Annotated in this window: 16 protein-coding genes; 9 read left to right on the forward strand and 7 right to left on the reverse strand. The window is 64.9% G+C overall.

Annotated features, from left to right (window positions below; genetic code table 11):
- Position 1: 1 nt before the first annotated feature.
- Positions 2 to 1246, forward strand: coding sequence for an acyl-CoA dehydrogenase family protein (locus VFB33_10675; protein HZO82144.1), 1245 nt, complete (start codon positions 2 to 4; stop codon positions 1244 to 1246).
- Here the strand turns inward: VFB33_10675 and VFB33_10680 are convergent.
- Positions 1243 to 1869 carry an alpha/beta family hydrolase gene (locus VFB33_10680; protein ID HZO82145.1) on the reverse strand — a complete coding sequence of 209 codons (627 nt, stop codon included), beginning with the start codon at positions 1867 to 1869 and terminating at the stop codon, positions 1243 to 1245. The two genes, VFB33_10675 and VFB33_10680, sit on opposite strands and share 4 nt — an antisense overlap.
- A 208-nt stretch (positions 1870 to 2077) precedes the next feature.
- On the opposite strand from VFB33_10680, the gene VFB33_10685 reads away from it, so the two are divergent.
- From VFB33_10685 to VFB33_10700, 4 genes are all read left to right on the forward strand, one after another.
- Complete coding sequence (locus VFB33_10685; protein ID HZO82146.1) at positions 2078 to 3190, forward strand: amidohydrolase family protein; 1113 nt, start codon at positions 2078 to 2080, stop codon at positions 3188 to 3190.
- Between the two features lie 186 nt (positions 3191 to 3376).
- Positions 3377 to 4549, forward strand: coding sequence for a redoxin domain-containing protein (locus tag VFB33_10690; GenBank protein HZO82147.1), 1173 nt, complete (start codon positions 3377 to 3379; stop codon positions 4547 to 4549).
- Between the two features lie 85 nt (positions 4550 to 4634).
- A complete protein-coding gene (locus tag VFB33_10695) occupies positions 4635 to 5822 on the forward strand; it encodes an amidohydrolase family protein (GenBank protein ID HZO82148.1) in 1188 nt (395 codons plus the stop codon).
- 47 nt (positions 5823 to 5869) lie between these two features.
- The gene (locus VFB33_10700; GenBank protein HZO82149.1) at positions 5870 to 6784 is read left to right on the forward strand and encodes a hydroxymethylglutaryl-CoA lyase; all 915 of its coding nucleotides are present in this window, start codon (positions 5870 to 5872) and stop codon (positions 6782 to 6784) included.
- A gap of 440 nt (positions 6785 to 7224) precedes the next feature.
- Here the strand turns inward: VFB33_10700 and VFB33_10705 are convergent, their stop codons facing one another.
- The 5 genes from VFB33_10705 to VFB33_10725 all read right to left on the reverse strand — a co-directional run bounded on the left by VFB33_10705 (position 7225) and on the right by VFB33_10725 (position 16069).
- A complete protein-coding gene (locus VFB33_10705) occupies positions 7225 to 8718 on the reverse strand; it encodes a PQQ-binding-like beta-propeller repeat protein (GenBank protein ID HZO82150.1) in 1494 nt (497 codons plus the stop codon).
- A gap of 200 nt (positions 8719 to 8918) precedes the next feature.
- Complete coding sequence (locus tag VFB33_10710; GenBank protein ID HZO82151.1) at positions 8919 to 9956, reverse strand: LLM class flavin-dependent oxidoreductase; 1038 nt, start codon at positions 9954 to 9956, stop codon at positions 8919 to 8921.
- 87 nt (positions 9957 to 10043) lie between these two features.
- Positions 10044 to 11858 (reverse strand): hydantoinase B/oxoprolinase family protein, encoded by a 1815-nt coding sequence (locus VFB33_10715; GenBank protein ID HZO82152.1) that lies wholly within the window; start codon positions 11856 to 11858, stop codon positions 10044 to 10046.
- 36 nt (positions 11859 to 11894) lie between these two features.
- A complete protein-coding gene (locus VFB33_10720; protein ID HZO82153.1) occupies positions 11895 to 13937 on the reverse strand; it encodes a hydantoinase/oxoprolinase family protein in 2043 nt (680 codons plus the stop codon).
- 101 nt (positions 13938 to 14038) lie between these two features.
- On the reverse strand, positions 14039 to 16069 hold the full coding sequence (locus tag VFB33_10725) for a molybdopterin-dependent oxidoreductase (protein ID HZO82154.1): 2031 nt from the start codon (positions 16067 to 16069) through the stop codon (positions 14039 to 14041).
- Positions 16070 to 16176: 107 nt separating this feature from the next.
- Between VFB33_10725 and VFB33_10730 the strand changes: the two genes are divergently transcribed.
- The 4 genes from VFB33_10730 (at position 16177) to VFB33_10745 (ending at position 21175) form a co-directional block, all read left to right on the forward strand.
- Entirely contained in the window at positions 16177 to 17148 is a 972-nt protein-coding gene (locus tag VFB33_10730) for a DUF3445 domain-containing protein (GenBank protein HZO82155.1), read from the forward strand.
- A 206-nt stretch (positions 17149 to 17354) separates the two neighbouring features.
- Positions 17355 to 18815, forward strand: coding sequence for an AAA family ATPase (locus tag VFB33_10735; protein HZO82156.1), 1461 nt, complete (start codon positions 17355 to 17357; stop codon positions 18813 to 18815).
- A gap of 222 nt (positions 18816 to 19037) precedes the next feature.
- On the forward strand, positions 19038 to 19820 hold the full coding sequence (locus tag VFB33_10740) for an alpha/beta hydrolase (GenBank protein HZO82157.1): 783 nt from the start codon (positions 19038 to 19040) through the stop codon (positions 19818 to 19820).
- A gap of 26 nt (positions 19821 to 19846) precedes the next feature.
- The gene (locus VFB33_10745; GenBank protein ID HZO82158.1) at positions 19847 to 21175 is read left to right on the forward strand and encodes an LLM class flavin-dependent oxidoreductase; all 1329 of its coding nucleotides are present in this window, start codon (positions 19847 to 19849) and stop codon (positions 21173 to 21175) included.
- 112 nt (positions 21176 to 21287) lie between these two features.
- On the opposite strand, the gene VFB33_10750 is transcribed toward VFB33_10745, so the two are convergent.
- A complete protein-coding gene (locus VFB33_10750) occupies positions 21288 to 22514 on the reverse strand; it encodes an LLM class flavin-dependent oxidoreductase (protein HZO82159.1) in 1227 nt (408 codons plus the stop codon).
- Between the last annotated feature and the right edge of the window lie 97 nt (positions 22515 to 22611).

The raw sequence follows: 22611 nt of genomic DNA on the forward strand, positions 1-22611 counted from the left end.
GATGAGCGAGATCAGCGAGGCCGAGGTACGCGCCGATGTGCGCCGCTGGCTGGCGGCGAACTGGGACCCGGACCTGTCGCTGCTGGAATGGCGCAGCAGGCTCGCCGATTCCGGGTGGGGCATGTCGCAGTGGCCGAGAGAATGGTATGGGCGCGGCCTGTCGCACGCGCTCGCACGCGTGGTGGAGGAGGAGTTCGCCAGTGTCGGGGCGGTCGGAGTTGCGAAATCGGGAGTGCGGCTGCTCGCGGCCGCCACCTTGCTCGAGCACGGGACCGATGAGCAAAGGCGCAAGTTCCTGCGCCGGATTCTCACTGGCGAGGATACCTGGTGCCAGTTCTTCAGCGAGCCGGGCAGCGGCTCCGACCTCGCTGGCGCGACCACCCGCGCCGAGCTCAAGGGTGATTTCTGGATCATCAACGGGCAGAAGGTGTGGACGACGAGCGCACATCATGCCGACTACGGCATGCTGCTCGCCCGCACCGATTGGGACGCGCCCAAGCACGAGGGGCTCTCGTATTTCGTCATCGAGGTCAAACAACCCGGCGTCGAGGTGCGGCCGCTTAAGCAGATGAACGGCCATGCGTCCTTCAACCAGGTGTTCTTCACCGACGCTCGGGTTCCCAAGGAAAACCTCGTCGGGCGGGTCGGCGAAGGATGGAAGGTCGCGATGACGACGCTCGCGCACGAGCGGCGCGGCGCCGACGGGCTGGCGCCGCCACACAAGCGCGCGGTACGGCTCGGCCGCGTCCACGCCGAAGAGCGGGCCGAGACCGAGAAGGCCAATCAGCCCTACCGATGGTATCCGCAACGCGCCGGCCGCGTGGACCTTGTCCTCGAGCGCGCGAAGGAGACCGGCGCCAACGCGGATCCCTACGTGCGCCAGCAGATCGCGCGGCTCATGATCCTGGCGAAGTCGGCCGAGTGGACCGCCCGCCGTGCACGGGCCGCGCAGCAGCAGGGGCGCCCGCAAGGGCCGGAAGGCTCGCTGGGCAAGCTCGCCGCCAGCCACGTCGCGCGCGCCTGCTCCCGCGTCCATACCCTGATCACCGGCACGGCCGCGATGTTGACCGGGCCCGAAAGCCCGCGCGAGGGAGTGATCGCCGAGATCCTGGTCTCGGTGCCCGCGGTCTCCATCGCCGGAGGCACCGACGAGATTCAGCGCAACATCATTGCGGAGCGCGTGCTCGGTCTGCCCAAGGAGCCGCGGTTCGACACCGGACCGTTCCGCAACGTGCGAAGGAATTAAGCGGGGCGGAGCGCCTTGACGAATTCCGCGACACGCGCGATGGCCGTGCCGAGATTCGCGGCTGCGCTGCGGCCCGAGCGTGGGCGCGGCTTGAACGAATGATCGCCATCCTCGAGCCATTCGATCTGGATCGCGACCGATAGTTTGTATTTGCCGACTTCCTCGGGCCGTCCGAACGGATCGCGGGTTCCCTGGATGAGCAGCGCAGGCGTGCGCAGTTGGCCGAGGTGGCGCACGCGCAGCCGCTCGGACTTGCCCGGCGGATGGAAGGGGTAGCCGAGACACACCAGTCCGCGCGCTTCCGCTTCATCGGCAATCATGCTTGCGATTCGGCCGCCCAGAGATTTGCCGCCGATCACGAGAGCCCTGCCGCCGCCGAGTTGCGCGATCGCGTCGCGCCATGACTGCATCAGCACCGGCTCGGAATCGGGCGCGCTGCGGGAGCCGGTTTCCCGTCGCCGCCGCATGTAAGGAAACTCGAATCGCGCGACGCGGATTCCGGAACCCGCGAGTCCGCCCGCGATTGTCTCCATGAACGGCGAGTCCATCGGGCCGCCCGCGCCGTGCGCGAGGACCAGCGTGAGCGGCGCGGCGTCCGGCCCGTTGAAAAGAAACTCAGTCATTGCATTCGATAATCGAGCGCAGGACTCATCCGCGCAAGCCGTCTGCCTTCCCGCCAGATCCAGCTCGTTTGCGCGCAGATCGGGCAAGCGCTAATAGTCGCAAATTGGCAACTGGCGGCTTCTTTACGGCCGGCGAGACCGCCGCCGGGGTGTGCCGCCGAAGTCAGTCGCGACGCTTGCGCGCGCGAACCAATGCGGAGGGCCGCCAATGTTGGACTATCGCCTGATTTCAGCCGATTCGCACTTCGTCGAGCCGCCCGCGATGTGGGGCGAGCGTATCGACCGGCGCTTTCGCGATCGCGCGCCGCGCACGGTCAGGAACCTCAACGGTCGCCAGGGCGAATTCTTCGTCTGCGAGAACATCACGCCGATGCCCGTCGCTGGCTTCTTCGGTGCCGGCGTGCCGTCGGCCGAGTTGCCCGAGCATAACAAACGAGGCTTCGAGGCGGCGCCCCAGAGCGTGTGGGACCCATCCTATCGAATCAAGGATCAGGATCGCGACGGAGTCGCCGCCGAAGTCATCTACACCTCGATGGGGATGCCGCTGTTCGGGCTGGACGACGCCGAACTGCGCGCCGCCTGCTTCCGCGCGTTCAACGATTGGGCGGCCGAGTATTGCTCCTACGACCTCAAGCGGCTGGTTCCGCTCGGCCTCATAACCCTGGAGGATATCCCGGGCGCGGTCGCGGAACTTCAGCGAATCGCCAAGCTTGGGATGCGTGGCGCCATGATCTGGGCGGAGGCGCCGCGAGAACGCCCCTACGACCATCCCGACTACGAGCCCTTCTGGGCCGCCGCGCAGGACCTCGAGATGCCGCTGTCGCTGCACATCCTGACCGCGCGTCAGGGCACCGGCGCAAGTCCCGGTGCCGGGCGCGGTTTCCTGCTCGCGCTCGCCAATCTCCATCATCAGATTGAGCGCTCGATCTCGGTGCTGGTCTATGGCGGAGTGCTCGAAAAATTCCCGCGTCTGCGGATCGTTTCGGCCGAGAACGACGTCGGCTGGATGGCTTATTTCATGTACCGGCTCGACACGGTGCAAAACCGCCTCGGCGCGGTGGGCGGGATGAAGCTGCCGTTGCGCGCCAGTGAGTACATCAAGCGCCAGGTTTACGCGACCTTTATCGCGGATCCGGTGTTCGTCGATTCGCTCGGTCGCTATGGCGCGGACAACGTGATGTGGTCGTCGGACTATCCGCATACTGCGGCGACCTTTCCGCGCTCGCAGGAGATCGTGACCAAGCGCTTCGGCGCTCTGCCCGAGGAGCAGCGCCGCAAGATCGTCCACGACACCGCGGCCCGCATCTATCGCCTGAACTGAGCGGCTGCGCGATGCTGGTCGGTTCTCGCAACGGGTTGCCCCCTTGCGCCGCGGCCACCTGGTAGGTGTTTTTGCTATTTGCCAGCATCAGACGCCGCGAGCGCCATGGCACTCGCGCTACGCACGCCGGCCGGATTACAATGGCGCGCAGTTAACGCGGCGGTCCCCGATAAGGAGAGTATCCTGATGCCGGCAACCGTGATCTATGACGAGGCACCCCGTGACGCGCGTAGCGCGTCCGCGGACGGCGCCAATCTCTGGCTCTCGCTCGACGACTTAAGAGCGACGACTGGATGGGAGCTTAAACCGCAGGGGTTGTGCCGCGGCGAACGCTGCGTGCCAATCCCGCCGCCTCGCGAGGCAGAATTTCTCGCGGCCGACCGGCGGTTCAATCTCGCCGCCTTCGCGCGCCATCTCGCCCAACCGGTCGTGCACGACGACGCCAATGGCGTGTGGCTGTTCGGCGAGGCGGCAACCGTGCGGCGCGACGCGCTGATGTCGCTGGAAGCGCCGGACTTCACGCTGCCCGACCTCGACGGCCGGATGCATTCGCTTTCGCAGTATCGCGGCCGCAAAGTGCTCCTGCTTTCGTGGGCGTCGTGGTGAGGATGCCGCTTCGACCTGCCGGTCTGGCAGGCAATCTACGACGAGCTTCGCGACCGCAACTTCGTCATCGTCTCGGTAGCATTCGACACCGGCGGCGTCGCGGCTGTGCGCAGCTGGATCAAGCCCGCCGCACCGATCGAAATCCCGCCTCCGTTGCAGGACATCATGGGCTGGAGCGCCGAGGAGTGCCGGCGCGCCGCGCCTCCAACGTATCCGTGCTTGCTCGACGAGAAGCACGTCGTCGCCGAACTCTACAACATGACGAACGTGCCGATGGGAGTCTGGATCGACGAGCGCGCGCGGATCGTGCGGCCGGCCGAGCCGGCAGGCGCGAGCGACGGCTTCCGCTCGATGGATCGGAGCACGTTCCAGATGCCGCCCGAGGTTGCCGAAAAGGGAAGGGCGGCGCGCAAGCGCTACGTCGATGCGCTGCGCGACTGGGTCGCAAAGGGCGGCGCCAGCGAGTACGCGCTCGCGCCCGACGAGATACGTCGACGGGTCGCCGGAATGTCGGAAACCGACGCGCTCGCCGCGGCCAATTTCCGCCTCGGCCAGTATCTCCGCGAGCACGGTCATCCGGCGGATGCGCGCCGCTACTTTGAAGAGGCCCGGCGGCTTTGCCCCAAGCGATGGCATTACGTCCGCCAGGCCCTTGAGCTGGATGAGCCCGGCAAGGCGTCGGGCCCGGAGTTTTTCGCCGCCGTCGATGCGCTCGGCGAGCGGCCTTACTATCCGCCGGTCGTTTACAAGTGAGGGGCCGGTTTGGCTAGAGTGGAAGCATGGCTTGGAGCGGGATCGAAAACCCGTCGTAGTACGAGCGCACTCAAGGAGGCGTAACGTGAGCTACACGATAATTGACGCTGACACCCATGTGACCGAAAGCCCCGACCTGTGGACCAGCCGCGCGCCGGCTTCGATTCGCGATCGCGTGCCGCAGATTAAGACCTTTCCCGACGGCTCCCAGCGCTGGGTGCTGGGGAACCGTACCCTGGCGAGCGCCGGCATGACCGCCACCGCAGGCGTCGGCAGCTTCAAGCATCCGCCCAAGACCTACGACCAGATGCATCCGGGCGCCTATGACGCCAAGGCGCGACTGAAGTACATGGACGAGATGGGCATCTGGGCGATGGTGATGTATCCGAATGTCGGCGGGTTCGGCGCCCAGCAGTTCCTCAAACTGGGCGAGCCCGAACTGATGCTCACCTGCGTGCAGATCTACAACGACTGGCAGACCGAATGGGCATCAGCCGATTCGCGCCGCCTGCTGCCGATTACCTCCACGCCGTTCTGGGACGTCCCCGCCGCGGTGAAGGAGATTCGCCGCTGCGCCGCGATGGGCCACAAGGGGATTCTGTTCACCGGCGAACCGCAGTATTATGGCCAGCCGCTGCTCGGCGACCCGCATTGGAACCCGCTGTGGGAAGTCGCATGCGAGCTCGATCTGCCGATCAGCTTCCACATCGGCTCGGGCGACATGGCCGAAGGTTTGCTCAAGCCGCGAGTCGCGACGTACGGCAAGATGGCGGCGTTCACCGAATTGGCGGTCGATATCTTTCTGCGCAACGGCCTCCAGCTCAACGACCTTCTGATGTCAGGCGTGCTGGTGCGCTATCCGAAGATCAAATTCGTCTCCGTCGAAAGCGGCATCGGATGGATCCCGTTTGTGCTCGAGGCGATGGACTACCAATTCCGCGGCAACAGCGTGACGGAGGAGCACCCGGAATTCGAGATGCTTCCCTCGGAATACTTCGCGCGAAACGTCTATGCCTGCTACTGGTTCGAACAGGTCGCGCCGCGCCGACTGATCGACAAGATCGGCACCGATAATATCCTGTTCGAGACCGACTTCCCGCATCCGACTTCGCTCTACGGCGAAGAGGTCCACGCGCGGATCAAGGGTGGCCTTTCAGACTGCGACGAAACCGTGCGCCGCAAGATCTTGTGGGAGAACGCGCGCAAGCTCTACAAGGTTGCCGGACCGACCGCCGCCGACGAGGCGAGGCAGGCCGCCGCGGCCAGCGCCTGAGCGGGCGCGCAATCGACAGGTTCTGCGGCTAGTCGGAGGCGAACGGCATGGGCGAGCGGATAATCCTGTGCGACGTGGCGCCGCGCGATGGTATCCAGAACGAAAAGGTGATGCTGTCGACGGCGCAGAAGCTCGAATTGATCCGCCGACTCGCCGCCGCCGGCATGCCTTGGATCGAGGTCGCCTCCTTCGCGAGTCCGAAGTGGGTGCCGCAGATGGCCGACGCCGAAGAGGTGTTCGGCGCGGCGTCGCGGATTCCAGGCATCCGTCCGATCGTACTGGTGCTCAACGACCGCGGCTACGAGCGCGCCGTGCGCGCGGGCGCACGCTACCTCCGGCTCGTCGTTGCCTCGACCGATACGATGAACCAGAAAAACGCCAACGCCTTGCCCGACGCGACGATGGCGGCGTATCGGCCGATTTTCGAGCGCGCGCGCGGCGACGGCGTCGAGCTGACCGGTACGATCGCGACGGCCTTCGGATGCCCGTTCGAAGGCGCGGTGGACCCGGACAGGGTGCTCAGGCTGGCGGCGCAATTCCTCGCGGCGGGCGCGGCCGAGGTCGACTTCGCCGATACCGTGGGTATGGCGGTGCCGCCGCAAATCGAGCGAATGCTGGCGCGCGCGCGAAAGGAATTTCCAGGCGCGAGAATCGGTATCCATCTCCACAACACGCGCAACGTCGGGCTCGCCAATGCCTATGCCGCGGTGTGCGGCGGCGCCGATGTGCTCGACGCGTCTACCGGCGGAGCGGGCGGCTGTCCATTCGCGCCGCGGGCGACCGGCAATATACCGATGGATGACCTTGTCTTCATGCTCGAAGGAATGGGAGTCCACACCGGGATCGACCTGGGCAAGCTGATCGAGACGTCGCGCTGGCTCGAGGAAGTGCTGCAACATGCGCTTCCTGCGATGCTGCCCAAGGCCGGTCCGTGCTGGGATTCACCTCCGCCGCTTGCGTGAGTGCAACGCAAGTCCGTCCCCGGTATCCCGCGCCAGCCGGTCGCTCCAATCTGAAAACGTAACACTGCAAAACATTCCGTCTGACCGTTTCGTCCTTTTCCACGGATTGCTGTCGACTAGGGCGATAATCCATGCGCGCCGTGCATGATTTCGGCGGGCATGACGCCTGCTCCGTCAAAACGATGTCCACACGGAGCTACTCAATTCGCTCGGCCTCATGAACCATTCGCCGAGAAGTGTGCCAACCGACCAGGTGTTGAAAAGGGCACGCGAGGACGACCGAAAGAGCAAGCCTCCCTCTACTCAGGCGAGAGAGTTCGTCCGCGAAGAAATCGAGCACGTGCGCGAAGGCAGGCTCGACGCCAGTCAACAAAGCAGGCGATCGCAATCGGCCTTTCGAAAGCGCGCCGGCTAGCACGCGCGTAATTTCCGCAACGCCCTCAGGGTACGAATGCGTAAAGCCGCCCGTCGCCTGCGATGAACAGGCGTCCATCCGCGGCGAGGATCGTGCTGAAGCGTGCGACTCCCTGGACGCGATCGGCGGCCCGATCGCCGGCGAAGATTGGCGTGCCATTATCGCCGCGAAAGCCGTGCAGGCGGTTGTCGCCCTCCGCGCCCGCTATCCAGACGATCGGATTTGAACTACCATCGGTTGTGGTGACGATTGGAGCTGCCCGACCTTCGAACGTGCCGCACCATGCGATCGAGATCGACGGTGACGGACGCGCCGCAATCCGGAGCGCAAGCACGTCTGGGTTTGCCACCGGCCGCGGACATCCGACGGCGCGCGCCTGCACGGCGACGAATACTGCATTACCGGCCGGGAAGCTCGCCGGAGCGGTGCGGATCGGGGCCCTCGCGATCTGTTTGACCGCAAGCGCTCCGCCGATACCACCCAGGTCCTTGCGGTTCAGCAGATACGCGTTACCGTCCTTGCCGAGCGCGAGCACGAACTGGGTTTTGCCGTTGGCGCTCGGTACGTCGAGCGGCAGCGGATTCGTGGCGCCGAGGTCCTGATCTGCGCGGTCCATGAACTTCCAGTTGGCGGGCGCGAAGAAGTCGCGCGAACTGGTCGGCGGAGCGAGGTCCGTGTGCAGGCGGAAGACCGCTTCTCCGTCGGACCACTGCTGGGCGCCCATCGTGTTGCCGGTCGCGACGAACATCGACCGGCCGTCGTAGCTGATTCCACCGGGCGCCCAGATTCCGCCGCCTTCGGCGCGCGTCGCCCATGCGCTCACCTTGGCGGGACTCGCCAAGTCGATTCCAACCACCCATCCGTGATACGGCCCGCAATCGCCGTAGTGCCCACCGTAAGGGATGAATAGCTTGTCGTTAACGATCAGAAGCGCGCCGCGCTGATTCTGGATCGCCGAGATGAAGCGCATCCCGAGCGCCTTGAGCGCGCGCGGAATATCGACCGGGAATCCGGGAAGGATGGAGCCGTCGCCGAGCGACAGGCCGAATATCATGTGGCGTGGCTTGTCTTCTCCCGCAACCATCGCGTCGAAGTAAACCGCGCGGCGACCTTCGTCGATAACCGGCGTTCCGGTGATCCCGAGCGGATCGATATTGCCGCACGGCAGCGCCGAGCGCGGAACCGGACGTCCGACCGATCTGCGCCAGACCGTCTTTCCCGTCTTTGCATCGAACGCATAAATGACATTCTCTTCGGTGGCTACGACCAGAAGGCCGGTTGGTCCAGAGCGCCACAAGAGCGGCTGCGCGTAAACTTGTCCTTCGAAGCGTCCGTCGAAGGTCGGGTCGCGATGCAGTCCGGGCGCACGCTCCCACGTAAGGCCGGGCATTACGTAGTTGCCGCTTCTGTCCGGCGATCGGTGGTAGGTCGGCACCGACTGCGCCCGCGCCGGGTCCCAGACCAGCAGCGCCGCGCCCAGAGCGACGCACGACAGGACGACGAGCAGGCGGTTGCGCATCGTAAGTATTGACGAGGCTGCCCGTTTGCGCTGACGCGGCCTGGCACCAACCTCACCGGGTAACGTCGATGAGATGAACGCTCTCGAAGACTCGCCTGTGTATATCCCCATTGCAAATCCCGACGCTCCTCGATCCGCAATGGGAGGTGCCGAGGCAGGCGTCATGCTCCGGGCCGGTGCGTGACGGTGATGGCGGCGCTCTATCTGAACCGCGGCATCACTTCCTTCGCAAACAGTTCCATCGAGCGGCGCGCCTTACGCGCTGGCATCCCGGGCATTTGCATCCACATCACTAGGTGACTGACACGCGTCTCCTTCTGGTAACGCTCGATTTCGCTGGCGACGTCGTCAGGAGTTCCGATCGCCAGCGGCGCCTGGAAAAAGCTGAGACCGGGTGTCTTGCGCATTTCGCCCGGGGGAGGCACCTCCGGGCGCGAGAATACCGCCTTGCTCCACGGCAGGTCGTTGGCCTGCTTAAAACGACGATCATACGCGGTCATCATATAGTACAGATGATGTTCGGCGTCGTCCCATGCTCGCTCTCGAGTCTCCGCGACGTAGACCGCGCGTAACTGGGCGACGTAGTAATTGGCCGGATCGTGGCCGAAGCGTCGCAAGGCCGAGTCGTACATCTGTTGAAGATCGGCGCCACCGCTGCCCGCAAGATGGTAGCCCAGCCGCGCGACCCGCGTTACAGACTTCTCCGCCATGGCAGCAATCCAGATCGGCGGATGCGGCTTTTGGACGGGCTTTGGCGTCAGATTCACATGTTCGAGTTGGAAGTGCCTTCCCGCAAATGAGAAATTTTCCTCGACGAAGCAGCGGCGGATCAGATCTACCCCCTCCTCGAGTCTGCTGCCGCGCTCGTTGCGGGGAATTTTGAAGCTTTCGAATTCGCTGACAACGTATCCTTGACCGACGCCCAGGTCCAGCCTTCCTTTCGACAGAATATCGACCGTTGCTGCGTCTTCCGCGACCCGCGCCGGATGATGAAACGGAAGAATTATAATGAAGGTGCCCAGGCGGATGCGGCTGGTTCGCTGCGCGATCGCGGCAAGTATGGGCAACAATGAAGGAGACCAGGCGTCGTCGTAAAAGTGATGCTCGGTGGTCCACACATGATCGTAGCCGAGCTCCTCAGCCAAGACGGCTTCCGCGATATGTTCGTCATAAAGTGTGGTTATCGGAGCGGCCCACTGAGCTGGATTTCGAAAAGGAAGAAGAATGCCGAAGTCCATGGGCCTGGCCTCCTCCGCATAGCGCTGAGAAGAAATCGACGGTCCACAGATCGCCTGACTCGCGGCGGCTTTCTTCGCTCGCTGGCGTCAGCGGCCGGCGGCGGCGAGTCCTTCGACTCGCGCCTCTCGGCGGCGCCGCGCGCGCTCGCGCGCGGTCGCTTCCTGGTCCACCGTCTTTGATACCGGGTCGATTACCACTCCGTATAGCTCGTGAGCCTGGATGACGCTTACATAGTCGTCGAGGAAATCCTCCAGCACGCGCGCCGGTTCGCGCAGCAGCGGGTCGCCCCATCCACCGCCGCCGGTGGTAAGGACTTCGAAACGGTCGCCCGCTTCGAGCCGCTTGCCGCGCAGCGGATTGTGCCACTGGCCGTCGGGCGAGATGCCGCCGATTACGTCGAGGCTGCCGTCGGCGGCGACCCGAGCGACTCTTTGCGCAACGCTCTCGCGGCCCCCGTTGACCCCTGGGCTGCCGGTCCGCGTGCGTGCGGTTTCGATCGACACCTCCGCTTGACCGAGCATCGTGATCGCCAGGCGCGAGCCGAGCCCACCGCGATGGCGGCCGGCGCCCGCCGAGTCGGCCCGCAGGTCGAAGGCTTCATAGCGGATCGGGAAGAGCAACTCGGCGACCTCGGCTGATAGATTGGCGCAATTGCCGAGCGGATCCTGTGTGACGCTCATGCCGTCATGGCGCGGCGTACCGCCCCATCCGCCCGCGGGCAGATCAGAAAATACGAAATTCTCGCCGTTGAGCGGGTCCTTGACCGAGCATACGAACCAGTTGCATTCGGCGAAGGTCGGTGCGACAGCGCGCTCGGGAATCGCGTCGGAGAGCGCTTTCCAGATCGCCGCGGTTATCTTGGAGGACGTGAGGGTGGTGCAGCCGATCGTTGGCGACGGCCACTTGGCATTGAGCCAGCTCCGTTCGGGCAGCCGAATCTCGATCGGACGGAAGCTGCCCGAGTTCGCCGGCGCGTCGGGCGAGAGGAAAAATTTCAGCGAGTAGTAAACTGCCGAATAGGTATTCGCCATCGGCGAGTTTATTCCGCCGGCGACCGGCGGGTCGCTGCCCTCGAAGTCGACTATAATGCGGTCGTCGTCCACGCTGAGCGCGACTTCGATCCGCACCGGATCGTCGGAGATTCCGTCGGTGTCAGCGTAATCGACGGCCCGATAGGTGCCGTCGGGAATCTCGCGAATCGCCCTGCGGGTCAACCGCTCGGTGTAGTCGAGCACTTCGCGCATCCCCTCTCGCACGGTTTCCAGCCCGTAGCGCGCGGCGATTCGCTGGAGCTCCGTTTCGGCCACGCGCAGGGCGGCGAAGTGCGCCTGGAGGTCGCCTTTGATATATTGCGGGGTGCGAGTGTTGTTGACGATGATACGCAGCAAATCCTCGTTGACGCGGTAGTTCTCGTACATCCTCAGCGGCGGCAGCCTGAGACCCTCGCCTGCGATATGGGTTCCGAAGGCCTGCCCACCCGCGGCGCCGCCGCCGACGTCGGTCCAGTGCCCGCGGGAAACTGCAAAGCCGAGGATATCGCCGTCATGGAAGACCGGCATCGTGAAGGTCATGTCGTTGAGATGCGTGCCGCCGCTGTAGGGATCGTTGAGCACGAAGATGTCGCCCGGGCGGAGGCTCTCGAAGCCGAAGTGCGCCACTGAAGCCTGCGCGGAGAAGTGCATCGCGGCAATATGCACTGGACAGTTAGCGGTCTGGCCGAGCAACTCAAGGCGTTCGTTGTATATCGCGTTGGAAAAATCGACCATGTCGTAGATGATCGGGGAGAAGCTGGCCTTCTGGAGCACCGTACTCATTCGGCCGCAGATGTATTCGAAAGAGCTGCGCAGGACTTCGAACGTCACCGGGTCCAGTCGCTTGTGGGTTTCCTTCGCGTTGCTCATCGGCGCCTCCCCTTGTTCACCGTAATAGAGATTCGGCTACACGCTGATTAACAGATTGCCCTGGTCGTCTACTTCGGCCGCGCTACCCGGCGGAAGCACGGTACAGGAGTGCTCGTGCTCGATGATCGCCGGGCCCGTGATACGGTCGGCCGGGCGCAGCGCCGCCGCGTCGTAAAGCGGCGTCGACACCGCCTTGCCCTCGAATACAACTTCGCGCTCGCCCTTGATTGTTTTGCCCGCGCCCTTGGCCTTTGCGTCGGAGGTTGCGGCCGACTTCGCGCCGTCCGCCGAGCGCCCGGAGACCAGGCCGATGGCGGTTACGCCGAGACTCACGAAGGCCGGTTCGAAGTCGTCGGAGGCGACGCCGTATTCACGCAGATGTGCGGAGTGAAAATTCGCCCGCACTTCATCGAGCCGCGGCCCGATTCGGTCGGGAATGGGCGTCAGCACTTCGTAGCTCTGACCGACGTAGCGCATCTGCGCGGTGCGCCGCAGCCGGATCGCCGAAAGCGCGAGGCCTTCGCGCGAGAGCAGCGCGCGTGCCTCGTCCTCCAGCGCGCGGTAGCGCTGCTCGATTTGCTCGGGATCGGCGCCGGCCAGCGGCGCGTAAAAAAAGCGCTCGAGGTCGTAGCGCAGATCCATCCGGGTCGCCCCATAGGCCGAGGCGACGCCGGCGTAGGCGGGCACGATCACGGTGGGAATGCCGAGCGAGCGCGCGATCCAGCAGGCATGCATCGCGCCCGCGCCACCCGCGCTTACCAGCGCGAAGTCGCGCGGGTCGCGTCCGCGCTCGGCCAGCGCGAGGCGGATCGCCTGCGCCATATTCTCTGTGCAGATCGAGACGATACCCTCGGCGGCCGCGACCGGGTCAAGCCCGACCCGCCTGCCGATCTCGGCGAGCGTGCGACGCGCCGCATCGCGATCAAGCAGCATCTTCCCGCCCAGCGTCGGCTCGAGCCGGCCAAGCAGCAAATTGGCGTCGGTGACGGTGGCCTGTTCACCGCCCCGCGCATAGCACGCCGGCCCGGGATCCGAGCCCGCACTGCGCGGCCCTACGCGCAAGGAGCCACCGTCGTCGATCCACGCGATCGATCCACCGCCGGCGCCGATGCTGCGGATGTCGAGCATAGGAGTGATTATTGGCATCTCCCAGCGCAGCTCATAGGAGCTGGTGACCAGCCCTTCGCCGTCCTCGACGATCGCGACGTCGAACGACGTGCCGCCCATGTCGGTATGAATTACCCTGGGCCGGCCGCGTGTCGTGCGCGAGAGGGCGCCGGCGTACGCCACGCCGCCGGCCGGTCCCGATTCGATGAGCTCTTCGGGCCGTTCGATAGCTGCGCGCACGCCCATCACGCCGCCGTTGGACTTGATGATGAGCAGCGAGCCCTTAAAGCCCCACCTCGTCAGTTCCCGCTCGAGGTCGCTCAGGTAGCCGGCCATCACCGGTAACAGCACGGCGCGCACGACCGTGGTCATGAAACGGCCGAGCTCGCGGAACTGCGGCCGCGTCTCGCTCGAGAGCGCGACCGCGACCTGCGGCGCCATCTCGCGTATCAACTCGCGCACCCGCCGCTCGTGGCGCCCGTCAACGTATGCGTTGATGAAGCATACGGCGATGCTCTTTGCGCCGGCCGCGAGCGCCTTCGCTATAACCGCGCGCGCCTCGCCCTCGTCCAGCGCGCGCACGGTTTCGCCGCTGGCCGACAGCCGCTCGCTGAGCGTGAAGCGCAAGCGGCGCGGGATCAGCGGCCGCTCCTTTACCTGGTAAGGGTCGTACAGCCGCTCGCGACGCTGGCGGCCGATCTCGATCGTGTCTCGAAAGCCTTCGGTGGTGATCAGAGCAGCGGTGGGGAAGGTGCGTTCGATAAGAGCATTGGTGGCGGTCGTGCTACCGTGGATTATCTCGGCGACGGAGGCCGGCTCAACTCCGGTGCGCGCGAGCGCCGCCAGCACGCTCTCGACCAGGCGATGGCGGGTTCCCAGGACCTTGGCGGTGCGCGTTTCGCCGCTGTCGTCGTTGACCGCGAAAAGGTCAGTAAAGGTTCCCCCGACGTCGATTCCGATACGCCAGCTCACGGCGCGATCCTAGTCGGCAACCCTCCGGGAGAAAAGCCTAACTCGCCCCCGTGGCTCACGATGCCCGGGCCGCACTCCCGACCGAGGGGCCCGCGCCGGTGTTAGCCGGCAAGCGGGCCGACCGTCACTTCGATCCCGTGCACGCTGGTGCTCTCGCCCATGTCGGCCTTGCGCCCGGGGTTGAGGACGTTGACGTTGCGCCGCCCTTTTTCCTGCTTGGGCCAGCGCCCCTTATGCGAGAGCGCCACGCCGCGCGGCACCGCGTCGGTCAACGCGACCCGCAGCACCAGGCGTCCTGCTTCGTTAGCGACCAGCGCCTCGCCGCCCTCGACCAGGCCGCGCTCGGCGGCGTCGTCCGGATGAAGCGCGATAGTTGCCGGACCGACGTGCGCGGCAATCTTGGCCACGTTGGAGAAACTGTCGTTCAGGCTCCATGACGAGGACGGTGAGAGCAGACGCAGGCGGCCGCCGGCCGGGCGCTGGTCGGCGAGCGGCTGGGGAACACGCGGATGGCCGTCGGCGGCGGCGCGCGCGGAGGCGATTTCGATTCTCCCGCTGGGCGTGGCGAAGGTCAGATTGCGAAACTGGATAACGGGCTCGGGCGGGACATGAACCGGAGCCTTCGCGGCGAATTCGTCGAAGCTCTCGGCCAGGCGCGCGCGCTTAAGCAGCGCCGTCAGGATCTCGCTGTCGCTTTCGTAGAGCTCGGGCTCGGTGTAGCCCATCGCACGCGCCAGCCGGCGGAAGATTTCCTGGTTGGGCAGCGACTCGCCCATCGGTTCAGCAGCCCCGACCTGCGCACCCAGCGTCAGATGAAAGTAACTTGCCACGAGGTCGTCGAACTCTAGGAAGCTCGCCGCTGGCAGCACGAAATCGGCAAAGTCGGTGGTGTCGGTCGGAAAGAGGTCGAGCACGACCGTCAACAGGTCCTCGCGCGCGAGCGCTTGGCGCAGCCGTTCCTGGCGCGGGCTCGAGGCAGCGATATTGATGTTCCAGCACAGCAGCGCGCGCGAGCGCGCGCTGTCTTCGAGGCATCCCGCCAAATCCATCTGGCTGATGCCGCTGGGGGTGCCGGCACACAGATGCGGTGCCATGAGGTATTCGGCGTCGATGCCGCGCTGCGCGAGGTCGAAGTTCAGGTATACGAAGCCCGCGCCCGGCTTGCCCAGGTTGCCGGTGACCGCCGGGAGCAGCGAGCACGCGCGCATCACGTTGCCGCCGGTGGGCTGGCGCTGCAGCGCTTGCCCCATCCACAGCAGCGAAGGCCCGCGCCCGTACAGGCGCGCGGCCTGTTCGATTAGCCGCCCGGGTACCCCGGTCTTCGCCTCGCCCCACGCCGGAGTGCATCCTGCGAGCAGCGGCTCGACTTCGTCCCACCCCACCGTGTGTCGTTCGATGAAGCCGCGATCGACAAGCCCTTCGCGGCGCATCACGTGCATCATCGCGAACGCCAGCGCGGCGTCGCTGCCCGGGAACGGCTGAAGATGAAGATCGGCGGTCGCGGCGGTCGCCGTTCGGACCGGGTCGATCACAATGACCTTGCCCGGCAGCGTCGCCAGCCAATGCTCGTGGACGTGCGGACCGGAGGCTGAAGGATTCGCTCCCCAGACTATGATGCAGGCGGCGTCGGTGCCGGTGCGCGGATCGAAGCCGTTGACCGAGGTCCCGTAAACATAGCCGAGCGCGACGTGCCCGGCCATGTTGCAGATCGTGTCGGGAATGACCTCGGTGGCGCCCAGGCGGTTGAAGAAGCGCGTGGGGAAGAGGTAGGCGAGGAGCGAGATCGTGCCGCTGTAGTGCGCATTGAGAATCGCTTGCGGGCCCTTCGATGCGACAATCTCCTTGAGCTTGCGCGCGATCTCGGTCAATGCGGCGTCCCATGACACCTGCTCGAAGCGGCCATCTCCCTTGGGTCCGACGCGGCGCAGCGGCCGAGTCAGGCGCACGCGCGGGTCCAGCCATTCGCGGTTGTAACCGATCGAGCACTTGACGCAGAGCTGGCCGCGGCTTACGAAGTGCGCGGGGTCGCCGCGGACGTGACGGATCGCCCCGTTGCGCCGGACCACGGCGACTCCGCAGGTGTCGTAACAGTCGCGCGGACAGGTCGTTCGAATGACTTCGTCGGCGTTCACAGTCGCGCCTCCTGTGAGACCCGAGTGTTATCGTTCGGCGCGCACGAGGGAAGGGCAGCCAGATACTCGACGAGTGCGCGGAATGGCTCTAGACTCGGACTCCACCGATGAGCGAAACCACAAAGGCGCCGCGCTCCGCGCTGCTCGGCAAGCACATGGGTTATCCGTTTGCCGACGGCAACTATAGCCTCGCCCTCGGCCTGGTGCCGATGAGCGAGGAGACCTGGCTGGATATCGATGACGACTACGCGACCGAGATGCGCGAAAAGGCGCGCCGCCTGCGTGAAGAATACGCCGACGTGTTCATCGCGCTGCCCGGCAGTGAACGCGGCCAGGCCGAGACGCTGGAGATTCTGCTGGAGCACTTGATCGCCTACTATCCGAATTTCTTTCGCATCTCCGGGCGAAAGAGCGCCTCGGGTACCGATAATGGCCTCGATCCCTCAGGGAGGGTCGAGAATCTCATCAACGGCGAGACCTGGCGCGTCGACGACTTCGCTCATGCTCCTTTGGATCTGGCGGCGCGGCTGGTCCAGGAAGACCTCTGTTTGATGAGCCCCGACGGCACCGGCACCTATGTGCTGACTGCCGGTTCCGTTTGCTTTCCGCTCCGATGGGAACTGCGCGACAAGATCGGGCTGCCGATGGCAGCCATCCACCATCCGGTCCCCGGTTACGACGCCAAGCTTGCCGCGCCTGCCGACCGCTACATGGCCGGGCTCAAGCCACACAAGCCGTCGTGGCGATGCAACTGGAGCATCGTTGACGCTCCCGACCTCTATCTCAAGCAGCGGCGCCACAAGCAGGGGCTCGACACCAGCATCACCGCCGACAACGCGGGCGCCAAACTATGGATCAGGTCCGAGCGCCAGACCCTGCGCAAGCTGCCGCGCTCGGGCGACGTCCTGTTTACGATTCGCACCTACATCAGGCCGCTGTCGGTACTCGAAGGCCTGCCCACGGTCGCCGCAGGGCTGGCGCAGGCGCTGGACAAGCTGCCATCCGAGATGCGGAGCTACAAGAACCAGCTGCCCATCCGCGACGCCTTGCTCGGCTACCTCAGCCGCATTGCCGGCTGACGCCTTCCGCCGGCGATCCGGGGAAATCCACTATCTATTGCGGGGTTAGCCGCTTCGGCATGATCTTTTGGCCGCCGCTTCTCCGGTTTCCCTACCAAGGGGTTCCTCCGGCCAAGGGGAACTCAGCGTCGTCCTGCGCCGGAATCGACGCCGGTGCGGTTTACTTTTGGTCGTTTTTGACCAAAAATATGACGGCTGGGGGGAGTATGACCTACTATCAGTGGTTCCGCCTCAAGGGCCCGCCGTTCCAGCCCGCCTCACCCGACGCCGCCGTGTACTTCAGCCCGACCCATCTCGCGGGTCTGACGACCCTCGAAGCGGGACTGTCCGGGGAACTGACCGGCCTGACCATGCTGACCGGCGAAGCGGGAACCGGCAAAACGACCCTCATCTACGCACTGCTCCAGCGCGACTACAAGCGGGTCCGGATCGCGCACATCGATGATCCCTCGTTGTCGTTCCTTGAGATCATGCGGCTGATCCTGACCCAGCTGAATCTCTACTCCATCGGCTCGACCAAGCTGGATTACCTCGAGGCCCTCGACAAGTTCCTGAGAGCCCACGGCCAAGAGGAGCGGATCGCGGTCGTGGTCGACGAGGCCCAGATGTTAAGCGACGAGGTCCTGGAGGAACTCCGGCTTCTGTCGGGCCACAACCAGCGTCACAATCGCAACCTCCAGCTCATCCTGGTCGGCCAGCCGGAGTTGGCCGAGCGGCTTAAGAAGCCCGAACTGCGCGCCCTCAATCAGCGAATCTCCACCCGCGGAGTGCTCAAGCAGCTCAACCTCGACCAGGGTGTCAAGTACGTTGAGTGCAAACTGAGCGCTCAAGGCGGCAAGTGCGCGACGGTCTTCGAGAATGGCGCGCTCAAGCGTCTGCTCAAGCGTAGCGACGGAATTCCCCGCAAGATCAATATGTTGTGCCACACCGCGATGCAGGCGGCGTTTGAGGCGGGGGAAAAGAAGGTCAGCGTCAAGACTGCAAAGAAAATCGCCGAGGCGTATCACGAGTCAGTCGCCACTCCAAAGAGCGGCCTGCGCGCGCGGCTCATCCAAGCACTGCCGCCGCTCGTCGTGGGCGCGTCGCTGGTACTGCTAATCGGCCTCATTTTCCCGAACTTCTGGTCGAGCCTGACTCGTTCGGGATCGTCAGGCCCGTCCGTCGAGCGGTCGGCGCAGCAGACGCGAGTGAGCAAACAAACCAAGGTCGCCGAGGCATCAAAGGCAGTCGAGCAGTCCAGGCCGGTCCGGCAGGCGAGCATTGAGAGTGTTGCTGCGAAGCCCAAAGCCGACCCGTCCTCCGCTTTCACGCAGCCAGCGGCGTCAGCCGCCCGCGCGGCCGCGGAGCCTGCGGCGGCCGGCAGCAAGGCGGTGAAGTCACCGGCGACCAGTGATATGGGGCTGATCCCGAGCGCACATGCGGAGGCCAATCTCGGCGCCGCGACCCAGAAGCCCGCCGTGACGCCGGCTGCTGCATCGCAGCGCAGCCAGGTTACCGTCCAATATGGCGACACGCTGGAGAAAATCGCGATTCGCTACCTGGGATCCAGCTCGGGAATCAATGCGCTCGTCAAGGCCAATCCGCAAGTGACCGACATAAATCAGCTCAATGTCGGTGAGGTCATTTACCTTCCGCCCGGCGTCGCTGCCAAGGCCAAGCACGATTAGACGGCACGGTCGGCGGCGAGCGCCGACGACTTCTGCAGCGACCGATAGCGCGCGCGAATCGGGCACCGCATCCTGTTTCTTTCCCGGCCTCCTTGAACGGAGCCGGCTGAGCGAGCTCGTGAGCGCGGCGCGTTGACACTAGCGCTCGATTCCTGCGAAAGAAAACTTGGAACGGCGTCCGGACGGCCCGGGCATCCGCTGACGAGCCCGAGGAGGACGATCTTGGCAGAGTACATCGAAGAAACCCTTATCACTCCCGACGGCGAACTGGTCGTGGTGCGCGGCGGCGCAGGCAAGCCGCTGCTTATCCTGCACGACGAGCTCGGCTATCCGGGGTGGATGACGTGGAACGAGCGGCTCGCGCAGGAGCGCACGCTTTTGATTCCACTTCAGCCCGGCTTCGGCAAGACTTCCCGCATCGAGTGGATTCGCAGCTACCGTGACCTGGCGGGGTTCTATTCGCAGGTTATGCGCGAGCAGCGGTTGCAACCGATCGACGTGATCGCGTTTTCGGCTGGCGGCTTTATCGCGGCCGAGATGGCGGCCGCCGATCCGGCGATATTCTCGCGTATGGTGCTGGTCGCCCCAATGGGAATAAAGCCGGCCGAAGGCGAGATCATGGACTTCTTCGCGCTGACCGTGATCCAGCATCTGCTGGCCACTGTCGAGGACCCCGGCACCCCCGAGTACGGCAAGATTTATGGTGGCCAGATGACGGCCGAGCGATTCGAGGCCTTCGAGGACGCGCGCAGCGAGACGGCGCGGCTCGGATGGGAGCCGTTCATGCACAACCCGAGCCTCCCGTACCTGTTGCGCGGCGTCAAAATTCCGACCTTGCTCGTCTGGGGGACACGCGACCGGGTGGTCCCGCGCGGATGTATTGAGGCTTATCGCGCCGCGATCGCGGGCGCGCAAGTGCTCGAAATCGAGGGAGTCGGCCATCGGCCGGAGATCGAGAACTTCGGCGAGTTCGAGCGCGCGGTCAGAAAATTCCTCGCCGCCTAAGGCCGAAAAATCCAGAGGTATCGGAAATGCAGGTAGGTTATTTCACCGAACGTCCTTATCGATGGTTACCGGAGGAAGAGGTTCTGCGGAATCGCGCCTTCTTCGCGGTCTCCAATCGCTACTACGACCGCGAAAAGGCATCCGACGATTACCACTACTATCTCGACGAATATTGCTACGCTGAGGAACTCGGCTTCGATTTGCTCGCTCTCAACGAGCATCACGGCAACCCCATCTGCATGGGCTCGGTGATGAACGTCGAGGCGGCGATTCTCGCCTGGCGCACGCGACGCGCGCGGCTGGTGCTGATCGGCAACCCCCTGCCGGTCATCAAACATCCGTTGCGGATGGCCGAGGAGCTGGCCGAGATCGACCTGATCTCGCGCGGGCGGCTGGTCACCGGATGGGTGCGCGGCGCCGGTTCCGAGCAGTACTTCAACAACGCCAACCCGGCGTACAACCGTGAGCTGTTCAACGAGGCTCACGACTTCATCGTGCAGGCCTGGACGCGCCCCGGCCCGTGGCGCTACGAGGGCAAGCACTTCCATTATCGCCACGTCAATCCGTGGGCGCTGCCCTATCAAAAGCCGCATCCGCCAATGTGGATTCCGGGTGTCCTCAGCCCGGAGACCGTGCAGTGGTGCGCCGCGCATCGCTATCCATACATCGCGCTCGGCACCCAGCTCGGTCCGACCTGCGACCTGTGGGACTACTACGCTGACGAGGCGGCGAAGCACGGCTATCAGGCGGGCCCGGAAAACTTCGGCTATCTGATCGCGACCGTGGTTGCCGAGACCGAAGCCAAGGCGCAGGAGCTGGCGGAGGGATTCGTGTGGGGAGGCGGGCAGAATGCGTTCTCGGCTCCGCAATACACGGTGCCACCCGGATATAATTCCAAGAACGCGATCCGATTGATGGCGAAGCAACAGACCAGCGCGTGGCTCGGCGTCAGCGGAGCGAAACTGCGCGAACAGATGAAGACCGAAGACGGCGAAATCGACTACGCTGAGATCCGGCGCAAACTGCACGGGGCGCTCTTGCGCGGGCAACAGAGCCTGCAAGTGCTCGCCGGCACGCCAGGTTCGCTGATCCCGAAAATCAAGACCATCCTGAGTGTGCTGCGCCCTGGCATCTTCATCATACTTAGTATTCAGGGGCCGGTCGGCAATGACGATCGCCGTGCCAGCATGCGCCTGTTCGCCGAGGAGATAATTCCCGCGATCAAGGAGCACGCGCAGGCGATCGACCTGCGTGACCCCTTCGAGCGCACGCCCGGCTCGGTCAAACTGACGGCGGGAACCTCGCGAATACCGGTCGCCGATCGCGGCCCCATCGCAGCGCTCGGGCTGCGCTAGTCTTCCGAGCCCTCTTCCACGGATGACGCATGCGAGGGCTCGGGGGCCTTGCGAGAGACGCTTCGCGCAACCACACGCACGCGCCTCGTCGGCTGCTCGCGCGCGCCGCTCACTACTTGTAGCGCGTCAGCAGGTGTTTGCCGAAAGTTTCGATCTGCCTCCTGACGACGTCGGTGGGCAGCAATCCCTGGTCGCCCTGCCAGACGAACCACTCGGGATGGACGTTCTCCACCATCGCGTCGAGCTTGCGCCGCACGTCGTCCACCGTGCCCATGTAAGCGAAGTCCGCCCTCTCCATCCGCGCCGTGGTCGCCTCCTCGACCGGCAGCATATTCTTGCCATAGCGCGCCTCGTCCTCCGCCTCACGCCAGGCCTCGAAGAAGCCGAAGTGGTAGAAGAACCTGCGGAAGGCGAGTCCGCATACGCCGTCCTCGGCTAGCTTCTGGGCCTGCGCATGGCTGTCAGCGAGATACACCGCGCGCAGGACGCCCACGCTTTCGCCCAGATTCAGTTGGCGGCCAGCCTTGGCCGCCTCGTCGCGGTAGGCCTCGACCAGCTTGCGCAGCAGTGGCGGCTGCGAGATCAGGATGGTCGGCGTGATTCCCTCGCGTGCGCACCAGCGCACGGTTTCCTCGCTGATCGAGAAGGCCTGGAACAGCGGCGGATGCGGGCGCTGATAAGGCTTGGGCACGACGTTGATCTTCTGGATTCGCCCGAGCTCGTCGACTTCGCCCGGGAAGCCGAACTCGCGCGTCCATTGGTGCGGCGGCCACTGAATCCCTTCCTGGGGCGAGGGATACTCGTAGTACTTGCCCTTGAAGCGGAAGGGCTCATCGCCCCACGCGAGCTTTAGGAAGCGAAAGACCTCCTCGAAAGCCTCGCGGTTGATGCGGTCGGTTTCGCTCTTGTCGCTGGCAGTGGCGGTGACATGGATCTTCTGCGCCATCTGGTTAAGCCAGCGCGCCTGGTAGCCGCGCGCGAAGCCGACGAAGGTTCGTCCCTTGGTGAGCTGGTCAAGCCACGCGATTTCCAGCGCCAATCTGAGCGGATTCCATCCGGGCAGCACGTAGCCGATGGGGCCGACTTTGATTCGCTTGGTGTTGTGAATCACGTGCTGGGTGAGCACCGGCAGGCTACCCATCTCCAACCCCTCGCTGTGGAGATGGTGTTCGGGGAAGCACACCGCGTCAAAACCGACGTCCTCGGCGAGCTGCGAGATCTCGACCACCTCGTCGATCATCCGCTGCCAGCGCTCGGTGCGGCCGGCGATCGGACGCAGTGCACGCCGCTCCTCGATAGTGGCGGGAATGGTGGGCAGAAAGAAGAACATGAACTTCATCGCAGCTTGCCTCCGGTTAAAGGTCTCGCGGCCGGGCTGAGAATACCGCCTTTGCCCCGAAATGCCACCCCCCGCGGCGCTTTAGTTGCGCCGGGCG

It is taken from the genome of Candidatus Binataceae bacterium (genome assembly GCA_035650475.1).
In the GTDB taxonomy this organism is placed as follows: domain Bacteria; phylum Desulfobacterota; class Binatia; order Binatales; family Binataceae; genus JAKAVN01.

Bases quoted from the DNA above. Each gene is read 5' to 3' on its own strand.
- VFB33_10675 (HZO82144.1), top strand. From the start codon at position 2: ATGAGCGAGATCAGCGAGGCCGAGGTACGCGCCGATGTGCGCCGCTGG.
- VFB33_10680 (HZO82145.1), bottom strand. From the start codon at position 1,869: ATGACTGAGTTTCTTTTCAACGGGCCGGACGCCGCGCCGCTCACGCTG.
- VFB33_10685 (HZO82146.1), top strand. From the start codon at position 2,078: ATGTTGGACTATCGCCTGATTTCAGCCGATTCGCACTTCGTCGAGCCG.
- VFB33_10700 (HZO82149.1), top strand. From the start codon at position 5,870: ATGGGCGAGCGGATAATCCTGTGCGACGTGGCGCCGCGCGATGGTATC.
- VFB33_10705 (HZO82150.1), bottom strand. From the start codon at position 8,718: ATGCGCAACCGCCTGCTCGTCGTCCTGTCGTGCGTCGCTCTGGGCGCG.
- VFB33_10710 (HZO82151.1), bottom strand. From the start codon at position 9,956: ATGGACTTCGGCATTCTTCTTCCTTTTCGAAATCCAGCTCAGTGGGCC.
- VFB33_10715 (HZO82152.1), bottom strand. From the start codon at position 11,858: ATGAGCAACGCGAAGGAAACCCACAAGCGACTGGACCCGGTGACGTTC.
- VFB33_10730 (HZO82155.1), top strand. From the start codon at position 16,177: ATGAGCGAAACCACAAAGGCGCCGCGCTCCGCGCTGCTCGGCAAGCAC.
- VFB33_10735 (HZO82156.1), top strand. From the start codon at position 17,355: ATGACCTACTATCAGTGGTTCCGCCTCAAGGGCCCGCCGTTCCAGCCC.
- VFB33_10745 (HZO82158.1), top strand. From the start codon at position 19,847: ATGCAGGTAGGTTATTTCACCGAACGTCCTTATCGATGGTTACCGGAG.
- VFB33_10750 (HZO82159.1), bottom strand. From the start codon at position 22,514: ATGAAGTTCATGTTCTTCTTTCTGCCCACCATTCCCGCCACTATCGAG.